Genomic DNA, 20,586 nt, shown 5'->3' with positions numbered 1-20,586 from the left:
GCCCGGTTCGCCGGCATGCCGTCCGACGTGCCTCCGGACGCGAGTGCCGAAGCCCGCGGTGATCTCCAGGCGGGGTGCGTCACCGAGCGGATCCCCCAGACGTCGGACGAAGGCTTCGCCCGCGCGGAACAGGGGAACGCGGCATGAGAGGCGCTGCGGTGGCGCGGCCTCTCCTGCGCGAGCCCTACGTGATCGCCTACTCCGATGAGGCGGTTCCTCAGCACGTGCTCTTCGTGGAGCACTCCACCGGGCCACGGCTCCGGCACGCTCGTCCCCGCCCGGGTGACTGGGCCCACGGGGTGCTGCGTGCCCGGCAGCGCACTCACCGGCGCGGCCGCCCCGACTTCCGGGCCGTCAACGCCCGCCGCCAGTGGCAGTGCATCGGCCGGGGACGCTGCCAGATCTGCGGCCGACCGGCCCGCGACCCCGAATCCGGCCGGGTGTGGTGGCTGCTGTCCGACGACGGCAGATCGGCCGATCGGGGGTACACCAATGCGCCGCCCACCTGCCGAACCTGCATCCCCGACGCGGCTGCGCAGTGCCCGCATCTCCGGAGGTCGATGGCCGTCTACACCGCGGCCGGCTTCGAGCCCTACGGCGTCCTGGCGAACCTGTACGAACCGTGCGGAGCGCTGGCCGTCCCCGTGGAGCAAGGGGTCGAGCTGACCCTGCGGGACGGCCTCCTCGGGTACGCGCTGGCCACCCAGCTCCTCGTCGTCCTTCACGACCTCCGGCCCGCGCCCCTTCCGTCCGCGCCGCCACGAGGACGAGCCCTCCCATGAGCCGGCGCGGCAGCGTGCGGTCTCGTCTCCGCGCTGCCGCGCCGATCATCCCCTGCGGGCACCGGGAACCCGCAGGGCGCAAGAAAGCGGCCGACGACGCCCAGGAACGGGCTCGATCGCAGCCGCTCGCGGTGCCCTGGAGCCGGGGCCTTTCCCCGCCCGGGGCACCGCACCACACCGCTTCAGCGAGGAATCAGCAGGCCGGCCCCTCAACCGGGCCGGCACCGATCAAGGAGGTGAACGAACGGTGGTACTGGAGCAGCTTGCGGGCGCGAAGGTACTGGTCACCGGAGCCGGGGGTCTGGTCGGCAGCCGCCTGACCGCCCAACTGCGCCGAGTCGGCGCGCGACCGGTGTCGATATGCAAGATCGACGCCTACCCTCGGCGGATCTACCACGACCACTTCGGGATCACGCTGGACGACCCGGACTTCCACGTCGGGGACATCGCCCGGCCCGGCGTGGTGCGCGGGCTGATCGACGGATGCGACTACGTGATCCACGCCGCCGCCCTGGCAGACGTGGCGGCCTGCACCCGCCGGCCGCTGGAGGCCATCGAGGCCAACATCGTCGGCACGCAGCACGTGCTGGCCGCCGCCGCAGCGACACCGAGCGTACGCCGGGTGGTGTTCGTCTCCTCCGCCAGCGTCTACGGCAATCAGACCGCCCCCGGCGGGCGCGCCGAGTTCGTCGAGGACGCGCCGCTGCAGCCGCTGTCGGTCTACGGCACCAGCAAGGCGTGGGGGGAGTGCCAGACCTCGGCGGTGCTGAGCGAGGCCGGGGTCTCGTACGCGATCGTCCGTTACTTCTCGGTCTACGGCGAACCGCAGACGGTCAAGGAGAACAGCCACAGCTGGGTTGTGGCCTGGTTCTGCATGCGCGCCGCGCTCGGGCTGCCGCTGCACCTCAACGGCGGCGGACACCAGGTCCGCGACCTGGTGCACGTGGACGACATCGCCACCGGCACCCTGCATGCCCTGGTCGCGCCCGGGGCGCACGGCCAGATCGTCAACATCGGCACCGGCATCGGCACGACGATCCGGCAGGTCGCCGACCTGGTCCGCCTCCATTACCCGGATCTCACCGTGACCGAAACGCCGCTGCCGCCCGGTGACCCGCGGGGAGGCTACGCCTCGACCCGCCGCATGGTCGACCTCTTCGGGTGGCGGCCCGGCATCACCGTCGCCGAGGGCGTCGCCCGGTACGCGGCGTGGCTGAAGAACACCCCGTCGGCCATCCCCGACTGGCTGCACCAGCCGACCGCCCAGCTCTGACCCCGTGCCCCTTTACCTCTCTTCCGGTGAGGAGCCCATGCCACCGCAGCCGCCGCCCACCATCCTCAGGGAACTGGCTGAGCGAGGGTGCCTGCCCGATCACCAGGCCATGGACCGGCCCACCTTGACCTGGATCGCCGAGCACCGCCCCGCCGAAACAGCCCGCCCGGCCCTCGGCACCGAGGCCGTACCCGACCGGCCGGTCCTCCTGGTGCCCGAAGAGGGTTGGTTCACCACCAGGCAGGCTGCCAACGGCATCCACGGGGTCCGGCACAACGCCCGCGTTTGCCTGCTGGCCGGGCTGCTCGCTCAGCATCATCACCTGGAGCCGGAGCAGACCACTGCCCTGTGCCTGGCCGCCGCCGTCCATGACTGCCGCCGCGACAACGACCGGGCCGACCTCGGGCACGGGCAGCGGGCCGCGGCATGGCTGGCGCGCCGGCACCCGACCGTGACCACCGCGTTCAGCCTGGACCTGACCTCGGAACAGGTCACGGCGGCGTGCACGGCGATCAGCCTGCACGACGTCGCCTACCCGGGCTTCTCCTCCGCCCAGCAGCACGCCTACCAGCGCGCCAGGGTCCTGACAGACCTGCTGAAGGCCGCGGACTGCCTGGACCGGTACCGGCTGCCACTGACCCGCTGGTGGCCCGATGTCTCCCGGCTGCGGATCCCGGTCCCGGCCTGGCTGCACCGGGTGGCCTTCGACCTGATGCTGCGCAGCGAGCAAGCCCACCTCGACGGCACCTCGCACCACGACGCCCTCATCCACGCCATCCAGACCATCCTGACGTAGGAGCTCGTCTTGGATCATGACGCCCCACCCCCGGCTGTCGATCCCGCCTGGGAGGACGCCCACACCGACTACGGCCCGGATCCTCGTCCGGGCCCGTCCCCCCGAGGGCTGGCCGCCAGCGACGCCGACTGGCGGTCCTTCCTGGAAAACGACACTCCCAACGGGTGGTTGCTGCGCTCCAGCACCCTGTTGGAGACCCTGACCAGCGGCCGACCGATCCACCTGATGCACACCACCACCTACCTGGAGTCCATCCGCGCCAGCAGGCAGCTCTACCAGGCCGCCGGATGCCTGGTCGGAGCGTTGTACTGCGCCCCTCTCATCCTCGAGCCCGCCGGACTGCGACCGCACAACCTCGGTACCTGGCTGCTGGACAACAAGCCGGGCACCCACACGATCGTGTTCGAGGTCGACCCCGGCCGTCCGATGCCCGCCGAAGGGATCGACTACCTGCGGCTGGGCGGCGTTCATCTGCGCACCTATCTTGACCACCAGGCGTTCCTCACCGCCGTCGAAGACGACCAGATCCGCCGGGCGGCCGTTGAGCGGATACGGCAGGCCAGCGAGTGCCTCGACCTGCTGCTCGCCGCCGCGTGCGGCACCATCCCTCCGGCCGGCCACCTCCTCGATCGGCTCGCCGTCGCTGTGAACGCGGTGCCGTTCCTCGGCTACCTGTACTTCGAGGCGGCCGCGGAGTACCTGATGCTCCACTCGACCAGCCGGGAGACCGCAGCGTGCGCCCAGGCCGGGGAGCTGAACAACCGCCCGTACAAGCGGCTGGCGTTCACCGCGGTGGAGACGATGGGGCACCTGTTCGACCTGGCGCTGTTCCGCCCCGGTCACGCCCGTCTCCAGGAGCTGATCGGCCGGATCGAGCCCGGCCTGGTCCCGGGTGCGGTCGACTACATCAGCCGCCGCGTGGCGCACCTGTTCGCCTGCGCGGCACTGGACCCCGGCGCGGACGCCACCACCGTCACCTTCCGCGAGGCCACCTTCGACGCCCTCGCCCGCACCGCGCCGGGACTGCTCGGGCAGATGCTCTTTCGGCTGCTGCGCACCAGCCCCCGCTACCCCCAGCTGTTCCCGATCATCGAGCAGGCCAAGGCGACCGCCGCGTCCGCCTACTGGAACGCACGCGGGATCCCCACCCCGTTCAACGGCGTGATCCCCAAGGGGGAGATCGGCCTCAACCTCGCCTGGCCCGCCGGCGCTCGCGCCTGGGTCGCCGACACCTGCCGGCGGGGCCTGCTGCACCCCGTCGAAGAACTGGAGTTGACCTTCGTGCCGCGCCTGGCGGACCTGCGCGAGACCGCGCTGGGCCGCGCTCGCTTCACCCTCACCACCGGCGCGCGAGCTGACGCGTTCCCCCTCCCTCCGGCGGCGGACGTCGCCGCAGCGGCCAACCACTGAGAAAGGAAACCCCCGTCTGATGCGTGTTGCGCTACTCGGCGGCGCCGGTTACATCGGCGCCGTCGCCACCCGCTTCCTGTCCGCGCTGGGCCACGACGTCACGGTGGTCGACGGCCTGATCTACCAGCGCGACGACCAGCGGCTGCTGTCCACTGCCACCAGCTTCATCCACGCTGATCTGCGCGACGCCGACGCGCTGCGCCAGGCGCTCACCGGAGCTGATGCGGTCGTGCACATGGGCGGCCTGGTGGGCGAGCCCGCCTGCAGCCTCGACGAGCGCCTGGCCGTCGAGCTGAACTTCGCCTCCCCCGTCCTGGCCGCTGCCGCGGCCCGCGACCTCGGGGTCCCGCACTACGTGCTGTTCTCCTCGTGCAGCGTCTACGGCCAGCGGGAGGGCACCGTCGACGAGGACACCGCCCCCCGCCCGCTGGGCGTCTACGCCCGCACCAAGGTGCTGGCCGAGCAGTACGTCACCGACCTGCTGTCCGGCTGCGCCGATGTGACGGTGCTCCGCCTGGCGACCGTGCACGGCCCCTCCCCGCGCCAGCGTCTGGACTCGGTCGTCAACCGCATGGCCGCCCAGGCGACAGCGACCGGCCGTGTCCCGCTCAACGGCGGCTCCCAGCGCCGCCCCCTGGTGCACGTCGGTGACGTGGCCGAGGTCCTGGCCGCCGTGCTCGGCCACCCCGACGGGCACCGCGTCCTCAACGTGGGCGCCGACCGGGAGAACTACACCATCGCCGAGATCGCCGAGACCGTCGTCCGCGTCGTGCCGGGAGCGCTCATCGACCGCGGCCCGGAACGCGACGAAGCCGACGCCCGCGACTACCGCACCTCCTTCAGCCGCCTGGCCATGCTGTTTCCCGGGAGCTGCTCGACCCCGCTGATCGACGGTGTCCGCCAGGTCGCAGCTGCGATCACCGACCGGCGCATCACCGATCCCGACCTGCCGGAGTACGACAACCTCCGGGGCCTGCGGGCCTGCCACAGCGCCGGGTTCCTGAAGGCGATCCGTTCGGCCGAGTGCGAGCGCCTGCACGACTCCTACGCCCGCGCCTACGAAGGGGCACTGCGATGACCACGCAGATCCAAAACCTGCAGCAGATGCCGTGGAACCAGCCGTCGCTCGGGGAGGAGGAGATCGCCGAAGTCGTGGACACGCTGCGCTCGGGCTGGCTGACCCACGGACCCAAGGCCACCCGTTTCGAGAGTGCGGTCCGCGACGAGCTCGGCGTGCAGGACGCCTTCGCCGTGTCCTCCTGCACCGCGGCCCTGCACCTGGCGCTGCTGGCTGCCGGGATCGGCGCCGGAGACGAAGTGATCACTCCGAGCCTGACGTTCTGCGCCGCTGCGAACGTGCTGCGGCAGGTGGGCGCGCGACCGGTCTTCGTCGACGTGGAACCGGTCACCTACAACCTGTGCCCCGAGCAGAGCGAGGCCGCGATCACCGCCGAGACCAAGGCCATCGTGGTCATGCACTACGGAGGCCACCCGTGCGACCTGGTCGCCTTCCGCGACCTGGCCGACCGCTACGGGCTGGTCCTGATCGAGGACGCCGCCCATGCGCTGCTGGCCCGCCGCGACGGCCTGCGCGCCGGATCAGTCGGTGACCTGGCCACCTTCAGCTTCTACGCCAACAAGGTCATCACCACCGGGGAGGGCGGCATGCTGGTCGGGCGTCGCAGCCTGATCGAGCGGGCCCGGCTGCTGGGACGGCACGGCATCGACGCCCCGGTCTGGCAGCGCCGCCGCAGCGCCGACTACGAGGTGACCGTACCGGGCCTGAAGTACGTGATGTCGGATCTGGCCGCCGCAGTCGGGCTGCGGCAGTGGAGCAAGCTGGCGGCCTTCACCGCGCGCCGCGCGGAGATCGCCACCGCCTACACCCGCGCTCTATCCGGACTGCCCGGCCTGGCCACGCCGCGCGTCCTGCCCGGCGTCGAGCACGGCTGGTTCCTCTACTCGGTCTTCATCGACTCCGAGCACGCGCCGCTGACGCGCGACCAGATGGCCGACCGCCTGCACACCGAACACCTGATCGCGACGAGCCAGCACTTCCGCCCGGTGCACACCTTGCAGGCCTACGCCGGCAGCGCCGACCGGCCGATGCCGGTCACCGAGACCGCTGCCGCCCATCAGCTGTCACTGCCCTGCTACCCGGCGATGACCGACCAGCAGGTCGAGCGGGTCGTCACCGCCGTCCACGAGCTGTGGGGCAGAAGAAACTGACGGCCGCCAGGGGGCCGGACGGAGCCGAGCCTCAGCGTCCGATCCGGCCCCCGCGCCCAGCCGTCCCCGATTAAGGTGAACCGTCCGCAGCGTGACGAACAGGTGAGCAGCACGCGGCCTCTGCGTATCCTCCGCCTCTCCCATGACTCGTCACCACCAGACAGCAGAGGAAGACCGGTGAACAGCACCTCGCGCCCAACGGTCGGTGCCGTGGTCTTGACCATGAACGACCGCCCTGCCGAGTTCCCCGCCGCCATGACCTCCCTGCTGTCGCAGGAAGGCGTCGAGCTGGACGTGGTGGTGGTCGGCAACGGCTGCGCGCCAGAGCACGTGCCCGGCGACGTGCGGACCATCGCCCTGCCGGCGAACGTCGGCATCCCCGAAGGACGCAACATCGGCGCCGCCAACGTCAAGGGCGACCTGCTTTTCTTCTTCGACAACGACGCCGTGCTCCCTACCCCTGACGCGCTGGCCCGGCTCGCGGCGGAGTTCACCCGCGATGCGCGCCGCGCCTTCGTCCAGCCCCGCATCGCCGATCCGGCGACCGGCGTCACCCTGCGGCGCTGGGTGCCCCGCCTGCGCGCCTCCCGCCCGGACCGAGGCGGCACCGTGACCGTCATGGCCGAGGGCGTCGTCATGATCCGCCGCGACGCGTTCGAGGCCGCCGGCGGCTGGCCCGGCCACTTCTTCCTCTTCCACGAAGGCGTCGACCTGGCCTGGCGGCTGTGGGACCGCGGCTGCGTCGGCCACTACGCGCCTGACGTCGTCGTCCACCACCCGGCGACCGACCCGGCCCGTCACGCCGTCTTCTACCGGCTCAACGCCCGTAACCGGGTCTGGCTGGCCCTGCGTAACCTTCCCGCCCCGCTGATCCCGCTCAACCTCGCCACCTGGGCTCTGGTGACGCTGTGGCGCTTCCGCGATCCTGCGGCGCTGCGCGCCTCCCTCACCGGGTTCACCGAAGGACTCCGCGGCGGTCACGGCGGCCGAGCGCCCATGCGCTGGTCCACGGTGGCCAGGCTCACCCGCGCGGGACGGCCTCCCGTCTGCTGACGACCGGGCGGGCGGAGGAGAGGGCGGCCGTCACGCCATGTATCCCTCCTCCATCGACACCGTCGTGCCGCCGTCGAGCACCCGCAGGGCCGCGGCGACACGCCGGGCCAGCACCGGGGGCACCAGCGCCGGGACCTGCTCCGGCGATGCGAACACCCACCCGGCCAGTTCCTCCTCCTGCAGCCGGATCGCGGCGATCTCCTCCTCGCTGAGGACGCCGCCGTCGTACATGAAGATCATCCCGTCGTGCGGCCATCCGGGCCGCGGCGGCACCCAGTCCGTCACCACCAGCCGGCCCACCGGCCGGTCCAGGGCGAGTTCCTCGGCGACCTCCCGGCGAGCCGCGGCCTGCGGCGACTCGCCCTGGTCGACGGAGCCGCCGGGCATCTCGAACCCGGGCTTGTAGACCGGATCGACCAGCAGCACCTCCCCGGCTGCATTGCGCAGCAGCACGCTCGCGCCCATCCACTTGCGGGACAGGGACGCCGCGTACGGGTCGATGAGGACAGCCGGGGACTCATCCATCGCCATGACGGTGAACGTAGCCGGGAGCGCGGCCGGCAGTCTGCGAAACGCGTACTCCGATCAGGAACGGAGCGCCGTCGCGAGCACCTCGTCGAATGTGAGCCGGTCGAGGAGACGGCGCACCGCTGCGGCGAGGAGTACGGCAAGCTGCCATGAGAGCCGGGATTCCTCGCCGTCCGGCTCGCTCGAGGCACCGCCGTCGTACGGCTGACCGTTGAGGAGGCTCATGGCTACCGGCAACCGCTCGAGGGCTCCGGTGCTGACCGTGGTCAGCGGTCCTCCGGGATCGGGGAAGACCACCCTGGCCCGTGAGCTGGTGCGGGCGCTCGGGTTCCCGCTGGCCTGCCGGGACGAGATCAAGCAGGGGATGGTGCACCGCACCCCGGCGGACGGGCCGGACGGTGCGGACCTGCTCAACCGGCGGACGCTGGCGGCGTTCTTCACCGTCCTGGAGACCCTGCTGCGAGCCGGGGTGAGCGTGATCGCCGAGGCCGCGTTCCAAGACCGGCTCTGGCGCCCGGGCCTGGAACCGCTGGCCGGCCTGGCGGAGATCAGGGTGATCCGCTGCACGGTCGACGCCGCCGTCGCCCATGAACGGATCGCCCGGCGCGCCGAGACCGACGCCCACCGGGCCGCGCACGCCGACCACGACCTGCTGACGGCGATCGCCGCAGGCGCGTACTCGACGGACTCCTTCGTCGGGATCTCCCTGCCGGTGCCGACCTTGACGGTGGACACCGCGGCTGCGCCGGGCTACGACCCCGGCCTCCGAGACGTCGCCGCCTTTGCCGCAGGAACGGTGAAACACGTCGTCTGACCCCGTTTCCTGGTCGAGGTCGTAATGGGCTGCGGAAGTTCAATCGGTAAGCGAGTGGGTGGGCTTTCCTGATCGATGTGCAGGTGTGCGTATTATTCTCCAACTCCTGCTTTATTGATGCATCTCCGCATGTAGTCCCCCTGTAATCGTGATCTATTGTAAAACCTTGGTTGCTTGGAGTCCGAGAAGATAAACGCTTCCGGGTAGACCGACGGAACGCGCTGTGTGCGATGGTTTCGGCGTTTCCGGAGGTGGCGAGTGGATGTAGGGCGGGTTCTTCCGTCGAAAAAAGGATTCAGGTATTTATTGCTCTCGTTTGGGGTGGTCGGCACCGGATTCGGCGTCGCCGCCTCCCAACTGAGCGGAGCGGCGTGGGCGCAGGCGGAGGAGCCGTACTGCCCGCAGCTCTCCCAGCGGGCACGTGAGACCTACGACGTCGAAGCGTGGTGCGCCGCGGTCAACAGGGACCTCGCGAACGGTCAGGTCCCCGACTTCATGGGGCGGCTTGAGGAGTTCCGGCGCCACCCACCCAGGACTTCGACCAGACCGAGGAGGACGCCGGTGGCTCAGGTGAGGCCATCGGCGACCGGCATCGGGGATTCCCGGGACCGGCGGTCGAGGAGGTCTGGGAGCATTGCGGCGCAAGGAACGGGGACGGCAAGGGGCGGGGAGGGAGGGGAAGCGGCCGGAGGCCGACCGGACACCGGCGAAGCGAAGCCTCTGAATTCAGGCCGGACGGAGCCGGCCACCGAGCTTGACGGAGAACGGGAGGGGCGGAAGCCCGACGCGGCATTCCTGGGAGACCTGTCCCCTGCAGGCCCGCGGGAGACCGCTCCGTCACCGTCGCAGAGCCTGGACCCCTACTCGCATCCGACCGGGCCGGACGACGTCCCGTCCCGACCGCAGCGCCTGTCCGAGCCCGTTCCGCAACCTTCCTCCGAGGTGGCGCTGGACGACGCTTCCCCGACGGCTCCGCTCGGGGCCGCGACTCTGTTCGGCGCCATGGTCGTGGTGCTCAGCGCGCTGCTCGTCCGCCGCTTTCGTACCCTCTCCGCCGTGAACGAGGCGGCGGCCCGCTCCATCGGTGCGGCCGGACCCGTACCGGGAATCTCCGCCGGTGATGATGACCGGCGGAGCGAGGAGCCATCCCCGAAGAGGACGGCGGCTCCACCGGCTCCGGGGAAGCCGGTGGACGATGCGGTATCCCCGTCGGCCGGCGTGCCCGGTACCGATCCTGAACCTGCCGGGAAGCCTCGGCCTCCTGAGAGTCCTCCCGAGAGCGAGAAACAGGACTCCTCTCGAACGCCCGAGACGGAGGAAGCCCAGCTGATCGTCACCTCGCCGGCAGCCCGCGTCGTAGGCCAGCTATTCGGCGTGACGCACCTGCGGGTGGACGGCAGAGAGATCTCCTTCAGCCGTTCCGAGGGACGGGACCTGTTCGCGCTGCTCGCCGCTTCCAGGGACGGAGAGCTGCCGGAGACGGTGGTGGAGCGGCTCTGGCCGGACGAAGGGGAGCGGGGGAACCGGCGTCTGGAGACGGGGGTGCGGGACATCAACGCCACCGTGCGGCACGCGCTGAGGCTGTCCACAGATGTGAAGTTCGTGGTGAAGAGCGGACGGCGCCGCCACCTGCCCGCGGCCTACTTCGACATCGACCTGTGGCGTTTCGAGGAGGCCCGCCACCGGGCAAGCACCGATGCCGACGACGATGTCCGGATGCGGGCGCTGCGGCAGATGGTGACCCTGTACAAGGGGCCGCTGCTCGCCGATCGCGACGACCTGTGGTGCCTGCCGCTACGGCAGGCCGCCGCCACCCAGGCGACGAACGCGGCGTTGAGCCTGGCCGAGGTGGAGCACCGGAGCGATCCGGAGCGTGCGCTGGACCTACTGAACCTCGCCGTTGACCAGATCGACCCGTACAGCGAGGTCCTGTGGTGCCGGATCATGGCCATCCACGGCGAGCTCGGCCGCTTAGCCGCCGTCCACAGGACGTTCCGGCAGTTCGCTGAACGCCTCAGGGAGATCGAGGCCCAGCCGAGTAGGCAGGCCCGGCAGACCTACCAGCGCATCGTCGGATGACGGATATCGAGGTCCTGGCCGTAGGCGGTCAGGACCTCGATCGCGCTATGCAGGCAAGCCGGCCCGCTCATGCTCGCCGCGGTCGGTGCGCGTCTCGTCGGCCAGGAGCCGGTCCGGGGTGGTGCCGTAGATCCGCGCCAGCCGCTGGAGCGTCTGCGCCGAAGGGCGTCGTCCCCCATCGGGCCAGAGTTCGTAGTCGTACAGCCTGCTCTCGCGCAGTGACGCCGTCCCCGAGGGATCCAGGTCATTGAACGCCGCGACCACCTGAGCGGCGGTGAGCCCGGCCGCGTAGCGGTAGAGCCGCAGGGGACTCACCTCGTGGTCGAGCGAGAGCACGACGGCGATCTGGTCGACGGTGAAGCCGTGAGCGCGCAGCAGGAAGCCGCGGCGCCGGCAGTCGAGCAGTGTCTGGTAGCCCTTCCCCGACATGGTCGCTCCGTCCTTCCGGTGTTCGCGCTGGTCAGCGACGGGCGGATCGTATGTCGCCTTTCGGAGGTGATCGAGTCTGCGTGGGGTGATCGATTCGCCCGCGGTGGGGGAGCGGTTGGCCGGGTGACGGGTATCCGCGCAGGCCGTACGGGGTGGCCGCAGGGGTGATCGACGGGACGGGTGGTGGGGGTTCGATCCGGACACCGAGTCGATTCATGGTGCTGGCCCCTCCCGGAACCCCGGGACGACACGGAGGTGGCCCCACCATGGACGACCACGACAGCGCGGATGCCGACACGTTTCCCGAGCCCCGACCCGCTCTGATCACCAGGTCGCGCCTGTGGCGCGGCTTCGGCCCGCTGCTGTGGCGCAGGCCCTTCCCAGGCCGAGGCGACCAGGCGGCGTTGGCCCGGCGGCTGGTGCGACTCCTGCTGGACGACACCGATCGGGCTGACGACGCCGAGTGGATCACCGCCGAGTTCGTCAGCAACGCCCTGCTCCACACCCGCTCTGGACAGCCGGGCGGCCACTTCGTGGTGGAGGTCCAGCGCGGCATGCGCTCGGCCCGCATCACCGTCTACGACCTCGGCGGGAATGGCGTTCCGGTCTTTGACCGCGGGCAGCGGGACGGGGGTCTCCGCGAGAGCGGGCGCGGGCTGTGCGGGGTGGCGGAGCTGGCGGACAAGACCGGCGCGCACGGTGACCCGGTCGTCGGGCACGCGGTCTGGGCACGGCTCGCCCTGCGCCCCCAGGACGCGCCGAGGAGCGCCTGATGAGCGGCCACGGCGGCTACGAAGGCTCGGTGCTGGCCTACCGCCTCGAAGAATCAGCCCGCCAGGAGCTGCAGCGGCTGCGCCGGGACTACCCCAATTGGGGCTTTTTGGTCCTGAGCTACGTCTGGGTCGCGGTCCGCGGGCACAACATCGTGATCGCGGCACCTACGCCCCGGGATCTGCGCGCCGCATTGCCGCCCGCTCCGGCCGATCCGCCGGTGGCGCTTCCGCTGGCCACGACGCGCCCGATGACGGCCGTTCCGGGCCGGGCCGGGGTGCTGCCCGCCGAGCCGACCCGGACGGGCACGTGGGCCGTTACGGGGCGCGCGTCAGCACTGACGCGCCTGGGGCGGGTGCTGCGGCGCTGGTGCCGACGGCCGTCCGGCCGGGCTTGACAGCCCGCACGAAGCGGAGCGTCCATTGTCACGGGCAGGGTGCGGTCCCGCCGCGAAGGGAGACGGCGGGACCGCATCTGATCGAGTACGGCGGGAGCCGGGCGGCGGTCCGGCCTCGGGCGTCGAGGTGACCGGCCTGGGGACTTCGCGCTGGCTGGGCCGCCGTGCCTTCCTCTCGTTCCGTGTCGCGCCCGGTGTTGCGTTTTACCGTGGCGTTCGGTGGCGCTGCTTAGACCGCATCGACGGGAAAGCGAGGTTCTTGCAGGTCGGGATGGTTTCGTCCGATGCGTTCCGCGGCCCGACTCGCCCCAAGGGCGAGGCGCGAATATGTGCGGGCCCGTACGGATGCGGGCTCATGCTCCCTGCGGCGGTGTCTGTCGTACGCCGTCTTCTCCCTGCTGGTCAGCTGCCTGCTGTGCTCACTCTTTCCACTCCCGCGCTCCGCTGGCCGCCGGCCCCTGAAGAGGAGCCACCGAGCAGAACCCTGTTCGGCTCACCTCGCGCACGGCTCGCTGTCCGCCGAGTGCGGCACGCCGAGCGGCGGGCGAGGCGGTCAGAGACGCGGCCATGGCCATGACGGGCGAGCCGGTGGAACAGCGCGGGGGCGCAGCCGTACGGCTCCCGCCGTGCCGCCTGTAGCGGCGGGCCCCGGGCTCCGCCTGGCTGGCCTGCTGGCCCGCCTCGTCCGGCACCCCGCCGAGGCCTCCGGAGGCGCGCGGTGCCGCCAGGCCGGATTCACCTGCCCGGCGGATGTATTCGGCCGTCCTTCTCGCATCGGGACAAGCCCGCTGGTCGTTCTTCTTCACCTCAAGCCGCCTCGATATATGAGAGGCGTTCTCCTTTCATGTGAATAACGGAAGAGCTTGTCCGGCGTCTGAAGTAAAGCCGTGCGGCGAGCATTGCCGGAGAAGAATCGCCGCAGCTCATGAGAGGTCTCATTAGGTAAGCCTCTCTATCCGAAGGAGTAATGAAAAAAAATTCCGCGACCGCTTGAAAAGGCCGCGCACCAGAGACATGGTCGAGCTCCACCGAAATCCGGACCGGTGAACAAGCGCCGGAACGCAACGGGAAAGGAGCCCTACCAATGGCCGTAATCATCACCCCGGAAACCGCCGCTGACGCCCCGCAGACCCTCGACCCGGACGCTGACCCCACCCCCGCCCCCAACGCCCGCGTCGAGGCCCTGTGGGCCGCCCTGACGGCCAACCCGGCGGAACCGCCATCATGATCGGTGCCATGGCCGGGATGAGCCGCGCCGCCGCCTCCAAGATCCTCAGCCAGCTCGAGACCGAGGGCCGGGCCACCCGCGTCTCCGGCGGTCACGACGGGCGCGGCCGGACGCCGGACCGCTGGCACCCGGTCATCACCGACACGCCCGGTCCGGACAGCGGCACCGACGCCGGAGAGTCCGAGGAGGAGCACAGCCCCGAGCCGCCCGCAGCCTCCGTTCCGCACGACGACGCCCCGGCCGACTCCGCCGAGGACGCCCCGGCCGAGACGCCCGGCGACGAGGAGGCGGTATCTGCCGAGGAGCCCGAGCCGGACCCGGAGGAGTCGATCGCCTCGCCGGAGGCCGACGAGACCGACCCGGCTCCGGAACCGACCGGCGACGACGAGGCCGAGCCCGAGACCGGGGACGAGCCGGAGGAGCACACCGACCACGACGCCTCGGAGACCCCGGAAGAGCCCGACCAGCCGGAGGACCCGGCCCGTGCCCAGGCCCGCACCGAGCTGCTCGAACTCGCCGAGTTCCTCCTCGGCACGGTAAACGCGATGGACACCGGCGAGGCCATCCTGGCGCTGGGGCGGCTGGAGATGTTCGTCGCCAAGAGCGCCCAGGTGCACCGCAACGCCCGCGCGATGCTGACCGGGACCACCCCCGCCCCCGGCCGGAGCAGCGGTAGCAGCCGCAGCGGCTCGGGCGGGGCGGCAGTCCGGCCCGGCCAGCTCCGCGACCGGATCCTGGCCCACCTGACCGCCCACCCCGGTAAGGACTTCACCCCCTACGAGATCGGCCGGGTCCTGGAGAGCTCCTCCGGCGCGGTGGCCAACGCCCTCGACCGGCTGGTCAACCTCGGCCAGGTCGAGCTGACCTGCGAGCGCCCCCGCCGGTTCACGGCCACGGCCGAGGCGGTTACCCAGGCGGCCAGCTGATCCCAGCGGGCGGGCCGCCACGCGGCCCGCCCCACTCCCGACCCCCCGTTCCTGTCCGTATTCACCACGCCCAAGGAGGCACCTGTCATGGCTCACGAGATCGAGATCTTCGCCGACGGCTCCGCCGGATTCGCCGCCGCCACCAGGCCCGGCTGGCACCGGCTCGGCTACACCGCTCCCGGCCCAATGACCGCCGAGGAGCTCCTGTCCAACGCCCAGCTCGCCGGGTGGAACGTCCGCAAGGTGCCGGTCGGTACGGTCACCGACCCCGACACCGGCCAGCCCGTCACCGCCGATGAGGACTTCCTGATCGTCCGCACCAACCCCGTCACCGGGGCCCCGGAACGGCTCGGCATGGTCGGCAAGGACTACAAGATCGTCCAGAACGAGGAGGTCGCCGACTTCCTGCAGACCCTCGTCGACGAGTCCGGAGCCGTCTTCGACACCGGCGGCTCGCTCAACGGCGGGCGCCGCGTCTTCGTCACCATGAAGCTCCCCGAGCCGCTCATGGTCGGTGGGTTCGACCGGGTCGACCTGTACCTGGCGGCCTTCTCCCGGCACGACGGCTGGGGCTCCTTCACCACGGTCGCCACCCCGGTCCGGGTCGTGTGCGCCAACACCGAGCGCGCCGCGCTGCGCAACTTCGCCTCCATGTTCAAGGTCCGCCACACCGGCCACATCGCCGGGCGGATCAGCGAGGCCCGCGAAGCCCTGAAACTCACCTGGCGGCACGGCGAGGCCTTCGCCGCCGAGGCCGAGAAGCTCCTGGCCACCCCGATGGACCTCAAGGAGTTCCGCGAGTTCACCGCGACGCTCCTGCCGCTGGCCCCGGACGCCAAGGACCTCACCCGCAAGAACCACGAGACGGCGACGCGCGAGCTGGAGTGGCTGTTCACCGACGCCCCTAGCAACGAGCCGATCCGGGGCACCCGCTGGGCCGCCTACAACGCCGTCACCGAGCGGCTGGACCACCGCAGCCCGGTGGTCGGCCGCCGCGAGGCCGCCGTCGTACGGGCCGAGCGGGCCCTGCTGGACGACCACGCCCACAGCAAGCTCAAGACCCGCGCGTTCTACCTGCTCGCCGCCTGACTACCCGCCCCTGTCCGGTACGGCCCGCGCGCCGGGCCGTACCGGATCCCATCCCCGTCGAATCCGGAAGGAGAACGCCATGGGACAGCTGGAGAAGCTGGCCACCGACCACCACAGCCGAGCCGCCGAGGAGTGGGGCGAGGCGGTCGGGAGAATCGCCTACGCCGCCGACGAGGGCGCGGACTTCACCGCCGAGGAGTTCGCCCGTGCCGCCGTCGCCCAGCACGCCTACGGCTGGTGGCAGCAGGTCATGGATCTGATCAACGGCGAGGAGGTCGACGGTGCCGAGGCGATCATGCGGACCCGGCGCCGGGCCGAGCAGCACCTGATCCAGGCCGGGCCGGTCTGCTACGGCGACCTGTTCCACCAGGCCATGGCCCAGGCCAGGCGGCAGGCCGCCCAGCGGTTCCTCACCGCCACGCAGCGGCTCGCCGACGCGCTCACCGGTCCCGCCGCCCGCGCCGGGGACGGGACCGGCCACGCCACGGCCGAGGGAGCCGCCCGATGAACGGCAGCGCCGAGATGTTCCACCTGCTCGCCTGGAGGTGGAACGTCACCACCGCCAAGGCGTACGCGGCGGGCCGTACGCCGAACACCCACCTCAACCCCGCCAGCTGGTCCGGGCTGCTCGCCCTGATCGTCATCGACACCGAGCATGCCCGGACGGTCGACCTGGCCGAGCCGCTGATCGCGGTCCCCGTGCCTGACGGAGGCGGCCCGCTGGTCATCGACGGCTGGCATCGCATCCACAAGGCGCTGGCGACCGGAGTCGAGCGCCTGCCGGTCATCTTCCTCACCGCCGAGGAAGAGCTGGCGTGCCGCGTCCACGGCGGAGAGAAGGGCCACGGCTGGCGGTAGCGGCCCGGTGTTCCAGGAGGTGTACCCCAGCCATGACAGGTGGCTGGGGTACACCTCCTGGAACACCGGGCACGGCTCGGGCGGGCTGGCTCAGGCGGACCCCGGCGGGCGCGCCGGGACGCAGCCGGTCACCCGCCTCCGCTGGCCCGGCGCTCACGCACCCGGTCACGCAGGACGGAGAGCTGCACCAGCCCTTCCTCGGTCTCCGCGTGCCAGAAGGCCCAGCCGTTCCAGGCGCCTCCACCGCACAGCTTCCCGGCCGCGTCCGAGAGCGACTCGGAGACGTGGGCTCCGACCCGGATGGTGCCGTCGGCGTTGACCTCGGCATGGCCGGGATGGCGGCGGTGCTTGGAGACGATCCTTCCGCCCGGAGGGAGGAGACCTTCCGCGATGAGGTCGACGAGCCCGATCCTCCCGCTGGAGCTGGCCTGCCGTTGACGCTTCGGCGTCACGGGGGAGTCCGCGACCTTGTGCCCGAGCAGGTGCAGCAGACCGACGACCGGCTCGATGCAGGTCTCCAGTGCGGCCTGCTCGTGCCGGGGAAGCGTCTCGTCGTTCGGCCGGTTCCCGTTGTGCAGGCGGACATGGGTGGAGGCCTTGAGAAGGTCGTAGAGTCGGCCTTCGAGCCAGCCGGCCTGAGCAGAGTGGAAGCCGTACTCCGTGTCACGCCGGATCAGTACGGCCCGGTACCAGTGGTCCTTGTTGCGGAGATGGTCGAGGACGCGGGACCGGAGCCTGCCCGGCGAGGCCTTGCCCGCGTACGCGCCCCAGTATCCCTCGGCGTCTGGCCGGTCGAGGAGCAGGTAGGCGCCGGGCACCTCCCAGGAGTCGTTGAGCGATCGGAGCAGGGCACGATCGGCGACGGCCAGGCGCAGCGCGGTGTGCTCGATGACCACCTCGAACGGCCCGTATGCGGGGAGCGGCACAAGGACCTTCAGCGGCAGTACATCCCCGTCGTCTCTCACTCCGTCGCCCTCCTCCGGCCATGAAATGTATCCAGATCATTCCGGAGCGTAGCCGCTCTCTGCTCACGGTTTTCCACAGGCGAAGATTCTGGTGCTGGACGGGGTCCTCGAAGACGCCTCTGTTCCCGTTGTCCGACGCCAGGCGTAGCCTTCGGCTCGCCGGGGCTCGGACCTTCGGTAATGGCGTCGTCCTTCCGCACTACCAGGGCCCTTCCGTACTCGGCAGGGCAGACGGGGAGCCCCGCTGATCACCGCTGGCCGGAACCCTTCGAACATTTCGTGTCGGTGGGTGCTGCGAGCATGCCGGAATGATCGCGACTCCTGACGACTACTCCTGGTTCTCCCGCAAGCGCTTCCCCGATCTAGCGGACGCCTACTGCTTCACCTACGTCCGTGGGTTGACGCCCGAGGAGCTGGTGACCCGGCTCGGCGTCCGGGTCGAGAACTGCTCGCGCATGACGCTCGACGAGCTGGTCCGGTATTCCTACACCGGCTTTGACGAGCGGGAGGCCTTCGGTGCCGTCGCCGTCGGAGACTGGGTGCTCATGGTCGAGGCCAACGGCGGGCTCGGCGTCACCGAGGAGATCATCATGCCGCTGTCGGCGGGCACCCGCCTCGTCTCCCACTTCTACCTCGAGGTCAAGGGGATGGACTACTTCCACTGGATCGACGACGGAAGGATCCGGTTCGAGTTCCTGTTCCAGGAGGGCTACTCCCACTGGGTCGAGGACGGGAAGATGCAGCTCGAGTTCCCGCACTTGGAAGGCTATTCGGAGGAGATGCCGGACGAACTCGCGGAGACCATTGAGCGGATGAGTGCCGCCGAGCCCCACGAAGGACCGGCGTTCATGTTGGCCGAGCGCCTCACCGGGATCACGATGACGCCGCAACTGCTGGAGGAATCCACCTACCTGTGCGGGGGCGTTCCCAGACGGAGGTGAACGGAGCCCGCCGTTCGCGGTCCCCGCGAGTCGGCCGCGGCCGGTGGATCACTTCGCTGCAGGCTTCACGGAGGCACTCGTTCTCCGCCGGCCTGCCGTACTCAGGCCATCAGGATGAAGATGAAACAGCCTCCCTGTTCATCGGCCCCCAGAACGAGCAGTGGGATTCCCCTCCGTCGTTCAGTCGGATGGCTGCCTCATCGAGTTGAGGGAAGGCCGGGTGAAGCCGACCAGGTCGGGCCGCTGATAGGAGGCGACCTTCACGACATCGCCCGTGCGGGGCGCGTGGATCATCCGGCCGCCGCCGATCACGATGCCCACGTGGCCCGGCCCGCCCGCCTCCATCCGGAAGAAGACCAGATCCCCGGGCTGCTCCTGGCCGGGCGGGACGGGAGGCCCGTGCCGCCACTGGTCGGCGGCCACGCGGGGGACGGTGATCCCGGCCGCCTGGTAGGCGCGCATGGTCAGCCCCGAGCAGTCGAACGAGGCGGGCCCCTCGGCTCCCCAGACGTACGGCTTGCCGAGCTGGTCCTGGGCGTAGGCGATGACGGCGGCGGCCCGCTCGCCGGGGATGACCGCGACGCAGGAACCGGTGAGGGCGTCGACGGCCCGCTGGGCGAGCGGCTCCCACCGGGCGTAGGCGTCGGGGAAGGCCGACCGCTGCACGGCCTGCGCGGCGCGGGTCAGGGGAAGCCGCTCCCAGCCGGGCACGGTGACGAGGCGCTCGTAGAACCGGCGGGCCGCGTAGGAGGGGTCGAGGATCTGCTCGCGTGTACCCCATCCCTGGGAGGGGCGCTGCTGGAACAGGCCGAGGGAGTCCAGATGCCCGTGGGCGAGGTTGCGGAGGCCGGACTCCTGCATGGCGGTGGCGACCGCGATCACGGCGGCGCGGGCCGGAAGCCCCAGCTCCATACCGGTCTGGACGATGACGGCGGCGTTCCCGCTCTGCTCGCCGTCGAGGCCCGCGACCGGGCCGCCCTCCCGCGTGCCGTCACCGCTCGGTATCGCCAGCAGGCAGCCGAAGGCCCCCGGGACGGCGGAGCCGGTGAGGACGCTCACGGCTGCTGCGATGAAGGCGGCGAGCAGGCAGAGCAGGAGGGCGGCGCCGGCCGCGGCGGACTTCACCTCCCGTCGTCTCCGGCGGGCTCGGAGGCGGCGCCGAGGATCAGATCGGGCCAGGCGTCGGCGAGCTCGGCCAGCCGCAGCCGAGGGCCGGACGAGCCGACCGGCAGCCAGACCGGCCCGGCGGGGCCGTCGCCGACGCCGGTGTGCACGGCGGTGGCGACCGGCACGTCCGTCTCGCCGATGAGCTCGCGCAGGTGGCTCTCGCGGGCGCGGCCGGGCAACCACAGCAGTACAGGCGTGGTGATGCGGGTGGCTTCGGCCAGATCGGCGTAGCCGTTCAGCTTGGCGGTGACCCTGGCCAGGGGCTCGCTGCCGGTGTCGTGTTCGAGGAAGAAGTCGATCTCGCGGCCGTTCTCGGTCCAGCGGCCGTAGGCGTCGGGCCGGGCCAGGTCTCCCCAGAGCTGGGCGCAGCGGCGCTCGGGCCACCAGGCACGGACCTCGGCGGATCCCTCGGATCTGCGGGCGTGGTGGTGGAGGTCGGCGAAGAAGTCGTTGACGCCGATCTGGTGGCCGAGCTTCTTCGACACCGAGACGACCATGGCCACGTCGGGGTGGTAGCCGAGCTGGCTGACGGTGACGCCCTCCTTGGCGGCGAGGAGGGCGGCTCCGGCGCGGCCGAGGATCCAGTGGGCGGGGGCCGAGCCGCCGCCGTACGCGGTCCAGGGCCGGAAGCGGGTCACGGTGTGCAGCCGGTGCAGGATCGCCAGGCGGCGCCGGGTGGGCTGGGGCAGGGTGAAGAAGATCTTCTGGATCTGGTGGGTGGTCAGCACGCGGTGCTGGTGCAGGCAGCTGAGGATGTCGTAGTCGCGCGGGGTGAGGCGCGCGGCCAGCTCGACCAGCGCGTCGGCGTCGAGGCGGGGCAGCCCGAGCGGGATGCGGGTCACCGGCATGCG

At 71.2% G+C, this 20,586-nt stretch carries 23 protein-coding genes; 17 read left to right on the top strand and 6 right to left on the bottom strand.

The window, feature by feature from the left end:
• The first annotated feature begins 158 nt into the window (after positions 1 to 158).
• From HS048_RS29900 to HS048_RS29870, 7 genes are all read left to right on the top strand, one after another.
• A complete protein-coding gene (locus HS048_RS29900; RefSeq protein WP_196469348.1) occupies positions 159 to 782 on the top strand; it encodes a hypothetical protein in 624 nt (207 codons plus the stop codon).
• 247 nt (positions 783 to 1,029) lie between these two features.
• Complete coding sequence (locus HS048_RS29895; protein WP_196469347.1) at positions 1,030 to 2,055, top strand: NAD(P)-dependent oxidoreductase; 1,026 nt, start codon at positions 1,030 to 1,032, stop codon at positions 2,053 to 2,055.
• 37 nt (positions 2,056 to 2,092) lie between these two features.
• The gene (locus HS048_RS29890; protein WP_196469346.1) at positions 2,093 to 2,851 is read left to right on the top strand and encodes a hypothetical protein; all 759 of its coding nucleotides are present in this window, start codon (positions 2,093 to 2,095) and stop codon (positions 2,849 to 2,851) included.
• 9 nt (positions 2,852 to 2,860) lie between these two features.
• Positions 2,861 to 4,261 carry a hypothetical protein gene (locus HS048_RS29885; RefSeq protein WP_196469345.1) on the top strand — a complete coding sequence of 467 codons (1,401 nt, stop codon included), beginning with the start codon at positions 2,861 to 2,863 and terminating at the stop codon, positions 4,259 to 4,261.
• A gap of 19 nt (positions 4,262 to 4,280) precedes the next feature.
• Positions 4,281 to 5,339 (top strand): NAD(P)-dependent oxidoreductase, encoded by a 1,059-nt coding sequence (locus HS048_RS29880; protein WP_196469344.1) that lies wholly within the window; start codon positions 4,281 to 4,283, stop codon positions 5,337 to 5,339.
• Positions 5,336 to 6,490 carry a DegT/DnrJ/EryC1/StrS aminotransferase family protein gene (locus tag HS048_RS29875; RefSeq protein WP_196469343.1) on the top strand — a complete coding sequence of 385 codons (1,155 nt, stop codon included), beginning with the start codon at positions 5,336 to 5,338 and terminating at the stop codon, positions 6,488 to 6,490. The genes HS048_RS29880 and HS048_RS29875 overlap by 4 nt, the downstream gene beginning before the upstream one ends.
• A gap of 222 nt (positions 6,491 to 6,712) precedes the next feature.
• Positions 6,713 to 7,543 (top strand): glycosyltransferase family 2 protein, encoded by an 831-nt coding sequence (locus HS048_RS29870; protein ID WP_196469342.1) that lies wholly within the window; start codon positions 6,713 to 6,715, stop codon positions 7,541 to 7,543.
• Positions 7,544 to 7,573: 30 nt separating this feature from the next.
• Here the strand turns inward: HS048_RS29870 and HS048_RS29865 are convergent, their stop codons facing one another.
• Both HS048_RS29865 and HS048_RS29860 read right to left on the bottom strand, forming a co-directional pair.
• The gene (locus tag HS048_RS29865) at positions 7,574 to 8,074 is read right to left on the bottom strand and encodes an NUDIX hydrolase (protein ID WP_196469341.1); all 501 of its coding nucleotides are present in this window, start codon (positions 8,072 to 8,074) and stop codon (positions 7,574 to 7,576) included.
• A gap of 54 nt (positions 8,075 to 8,128) precedes the next feature.
• The gene (locus HS048_RS29860) at positions 8,129 to 8,296 is read right to left on the bottom strand and encodes a hypothetical protein (protein WP_196469340.1); all 168 of its coding nucleotides are present in this window, start codon (positions 8,294 to 8,296) and stop codon (positions 8,129 to 8,131) included.
• Between HS048_RS29860 and HS048_RS29855 the strand changes: the two genes are divergently transcribed.
• Positions 8,295 to 8,885 (top strand): ATP-binding protein, encoded by a 591-nt coding sequence (locus HS048_RS29855; protein WP_196469339.1) that lies wholly within the window; start codon positions 8,295 to 8,297, stop codon positions 8,883 to 8,885. The two genes, HS048_RS29860 and HS048_RS29855, sit on opposite strands and share 2 nt — an antisense overlap.
• A gap of 1,374 nt (positions 8,886 to 10,259) precedes the next feature.
• Positions 10,260 to 10,964: a BTAD domain-containing putative transcriptional regulator gene (locus HS048_RS29850; protein WP_196469338.1), complete on the top strand. Its 705-nt coding sequence runs from the start codon at positions 10,260 to 10,262 to the stop codon at positions 10,962 to 10,964.
• A 45-nt stretch (positions 10,965 to 11,009) separates the two neighbouring features.
• On the opposite strand, the gene HS048_RS29845 is transcribed toward HS048_RS29850, so the two are convergent.
• The gene (locus tag HS048_RS29845) at positions 11,010 to 11,393 is read right to left on the bottom strand and encodes a helix-turn-helix transcriptional regulator (protein ID WP_196469337.1); all 384 of its coding nucleotides are present in this window, start codon (positions 11,391 to 11,393) and stop codon (positions 11,010 to 11,012) included.
• A gap of 266 nt (positions 11,394 to 11,659) precedes the next feature.
• Here HS048_RS29845 and HS048_RS29840 point away from each other — a divergent pair, with 266 nt between their 5' ends.
• From HS048_RS29840 to HS048_RS29810, 7 genes are all read left to right on the top strand, one after another.
• Positions 11,660 to 12,166, top strand: coding sequence for an ATP-binding protein (locus tag HS048_RS29840; protein WP_196469336.1), 507 nt, complete (start codon positions 11,660 to 11,662; stop codon positions 12,164 to 12,166).
• Positions 12,166 to 12,561, top strand: a complete 396-nt coding sequence (locus HS048_RS29835; protein ID WP_196469335.1) for a hypothetical protein — start codon at positions 12,166 to 12,168, stop codon at positions 12,559 to 12,561. The genes HS048_RS29840 and HS048_RS29835 overlap by 1 nt, the downstream gene beginning before the upstream one ends.
• Before the next feature lie 1,084 nt (positions 12,562 to 13,645).
• Complete coding sequence (locus HS048_RS29830) at positions 13,646 to 13,789, top strand: hypothetical protein (protein WP_196469334.1); 144 nt, start codon at positions 13,646 to 13,648, stop codon at positions 13,787 to 13,789.
• An 8-nt stretch (positions 13,790 to 13,797) separates the two neighbouring features.
• Positions 13,798 to 14,715, top strand: a complete 918-nt coding sequence (locus tag HS048_RS29825; RefSeq protein ID WP_196469333.1) for a hypothetical protein — start codon at positions 13,798 to 13,800, stop codon at positions 14,713 to 14,715.
• Between the two features lie 87 nt (positions 14,716 to 14,802).
• Complete coding sequence (locus HS048_RS29820) at positions 14,803 to 15,804, top strand: DUF932 domain-containing protein (protein ID WP_196469332.1); 1,002 nt, start codon at positions 14,803 to 14,805, stop codon at positions 15,802 to 15,804.
• A gap of 79 nt (positions 15,805 to 15,883) precedes the next feature.
• On the top strand, positions 15,884 to 16,312 hold the full coding sequence (locus tag HS048_RS29815; RefSeq protein WP_196469331.1) for a hypothetical protein: 429 nt from the start codon (positions 15,884 to 15,886) through the stop codon (positions 16,310 to 16,312).
• Entirely contained in the window at positions 16,309 to 16,662 is a 354-nt protein-coding gene (locus HS048_RS29810; protein ID WP_196469330.1) for a ParB/Srx family N-terminal domain-containing protein, read from the top strand. Before HS048_RS29815 ends, HS048_RS29810 begins: the two co-directional genes overlap by 4 nt.
• 128 nt (positions 16,663 to 16,790) lie before the next feature.
• Here the strand turns inward: HS048_RS29810 and HS048_RS38995 are convergent, their stop codons facing one another.
• Positions 16,791 to 17,627: a hypothetical protein gene (locus tag HS048_RS38995; protein ID WP_196469329.1), complete on the bottom strand. Its 837-nt coding sequence runs from the start codon at positions 17,625 to 17,627 to the stop codon at positions 16,791 to 16,793.
• Between the two features lie 308 nt (positions 17,628 to 17,935).
• Between HS048_RS38995 and HS048_RS29800 the strand changes: the two genes are divergently transcribed.
• Positions 17,936 to 18,568, top strand: coding sequence for a DUF6461 domain-containing protein (locus HS048_RS29800; RefSeq protein ID WP_196469328.1), 633 nt, complete (start codon positions 17,936 to 17,938; stop codon positions 18,566 to 18,568).
• 180 nt (positions 18,569 to 18,748) lie between these two features.
• Here HS048_RS29800 and HS048_RS29795 read toward each other — a convergent pair whose 3' ends face one another.
• Positions 18,749 to 19,693: an NlpC/P60 family protein gene (locus HS048_RS29795; protein WP_307832695.1), complete on the bottom strand. Its 945-nt coding sequence runs from the start codon at positions 19,691 to 19,693 to the stop codon at positions 18,749 to 18,751.
• A complete protein-coding gene (locus tag HS048_RS29790; protein WP_196469327.1) occupies positions 19,690 to 20,583 on the bottom strand; it encodes a replication-relaxation family protein in 894 nt (297 codons plus the stop codon). The genes HS048_RS29795 and HS048_RS29790 overlap by 4 nt, the downstream gene beginning before the upstream one ends.
• Positions 20,584 to 20,586 lie beyond the last annotated feature (3 nt).

The sequence above is a fragment of the Planomonospora sp. ID91781 genome (assembly GCF_015711595.1).
GTDB classification, from domain to species: domain Bacteria; phylum Actinomycetota; class Actinomycetes; order Streptosporangiales; family Streptosporangiaceae; genus Planomonospora; species Planomonospora parontospora.
The sequence above is the reverse complement of the archived record's forward strand: the minus strand, read 5'-3'. Positions and strand labels throughout refer to the sequence as shown.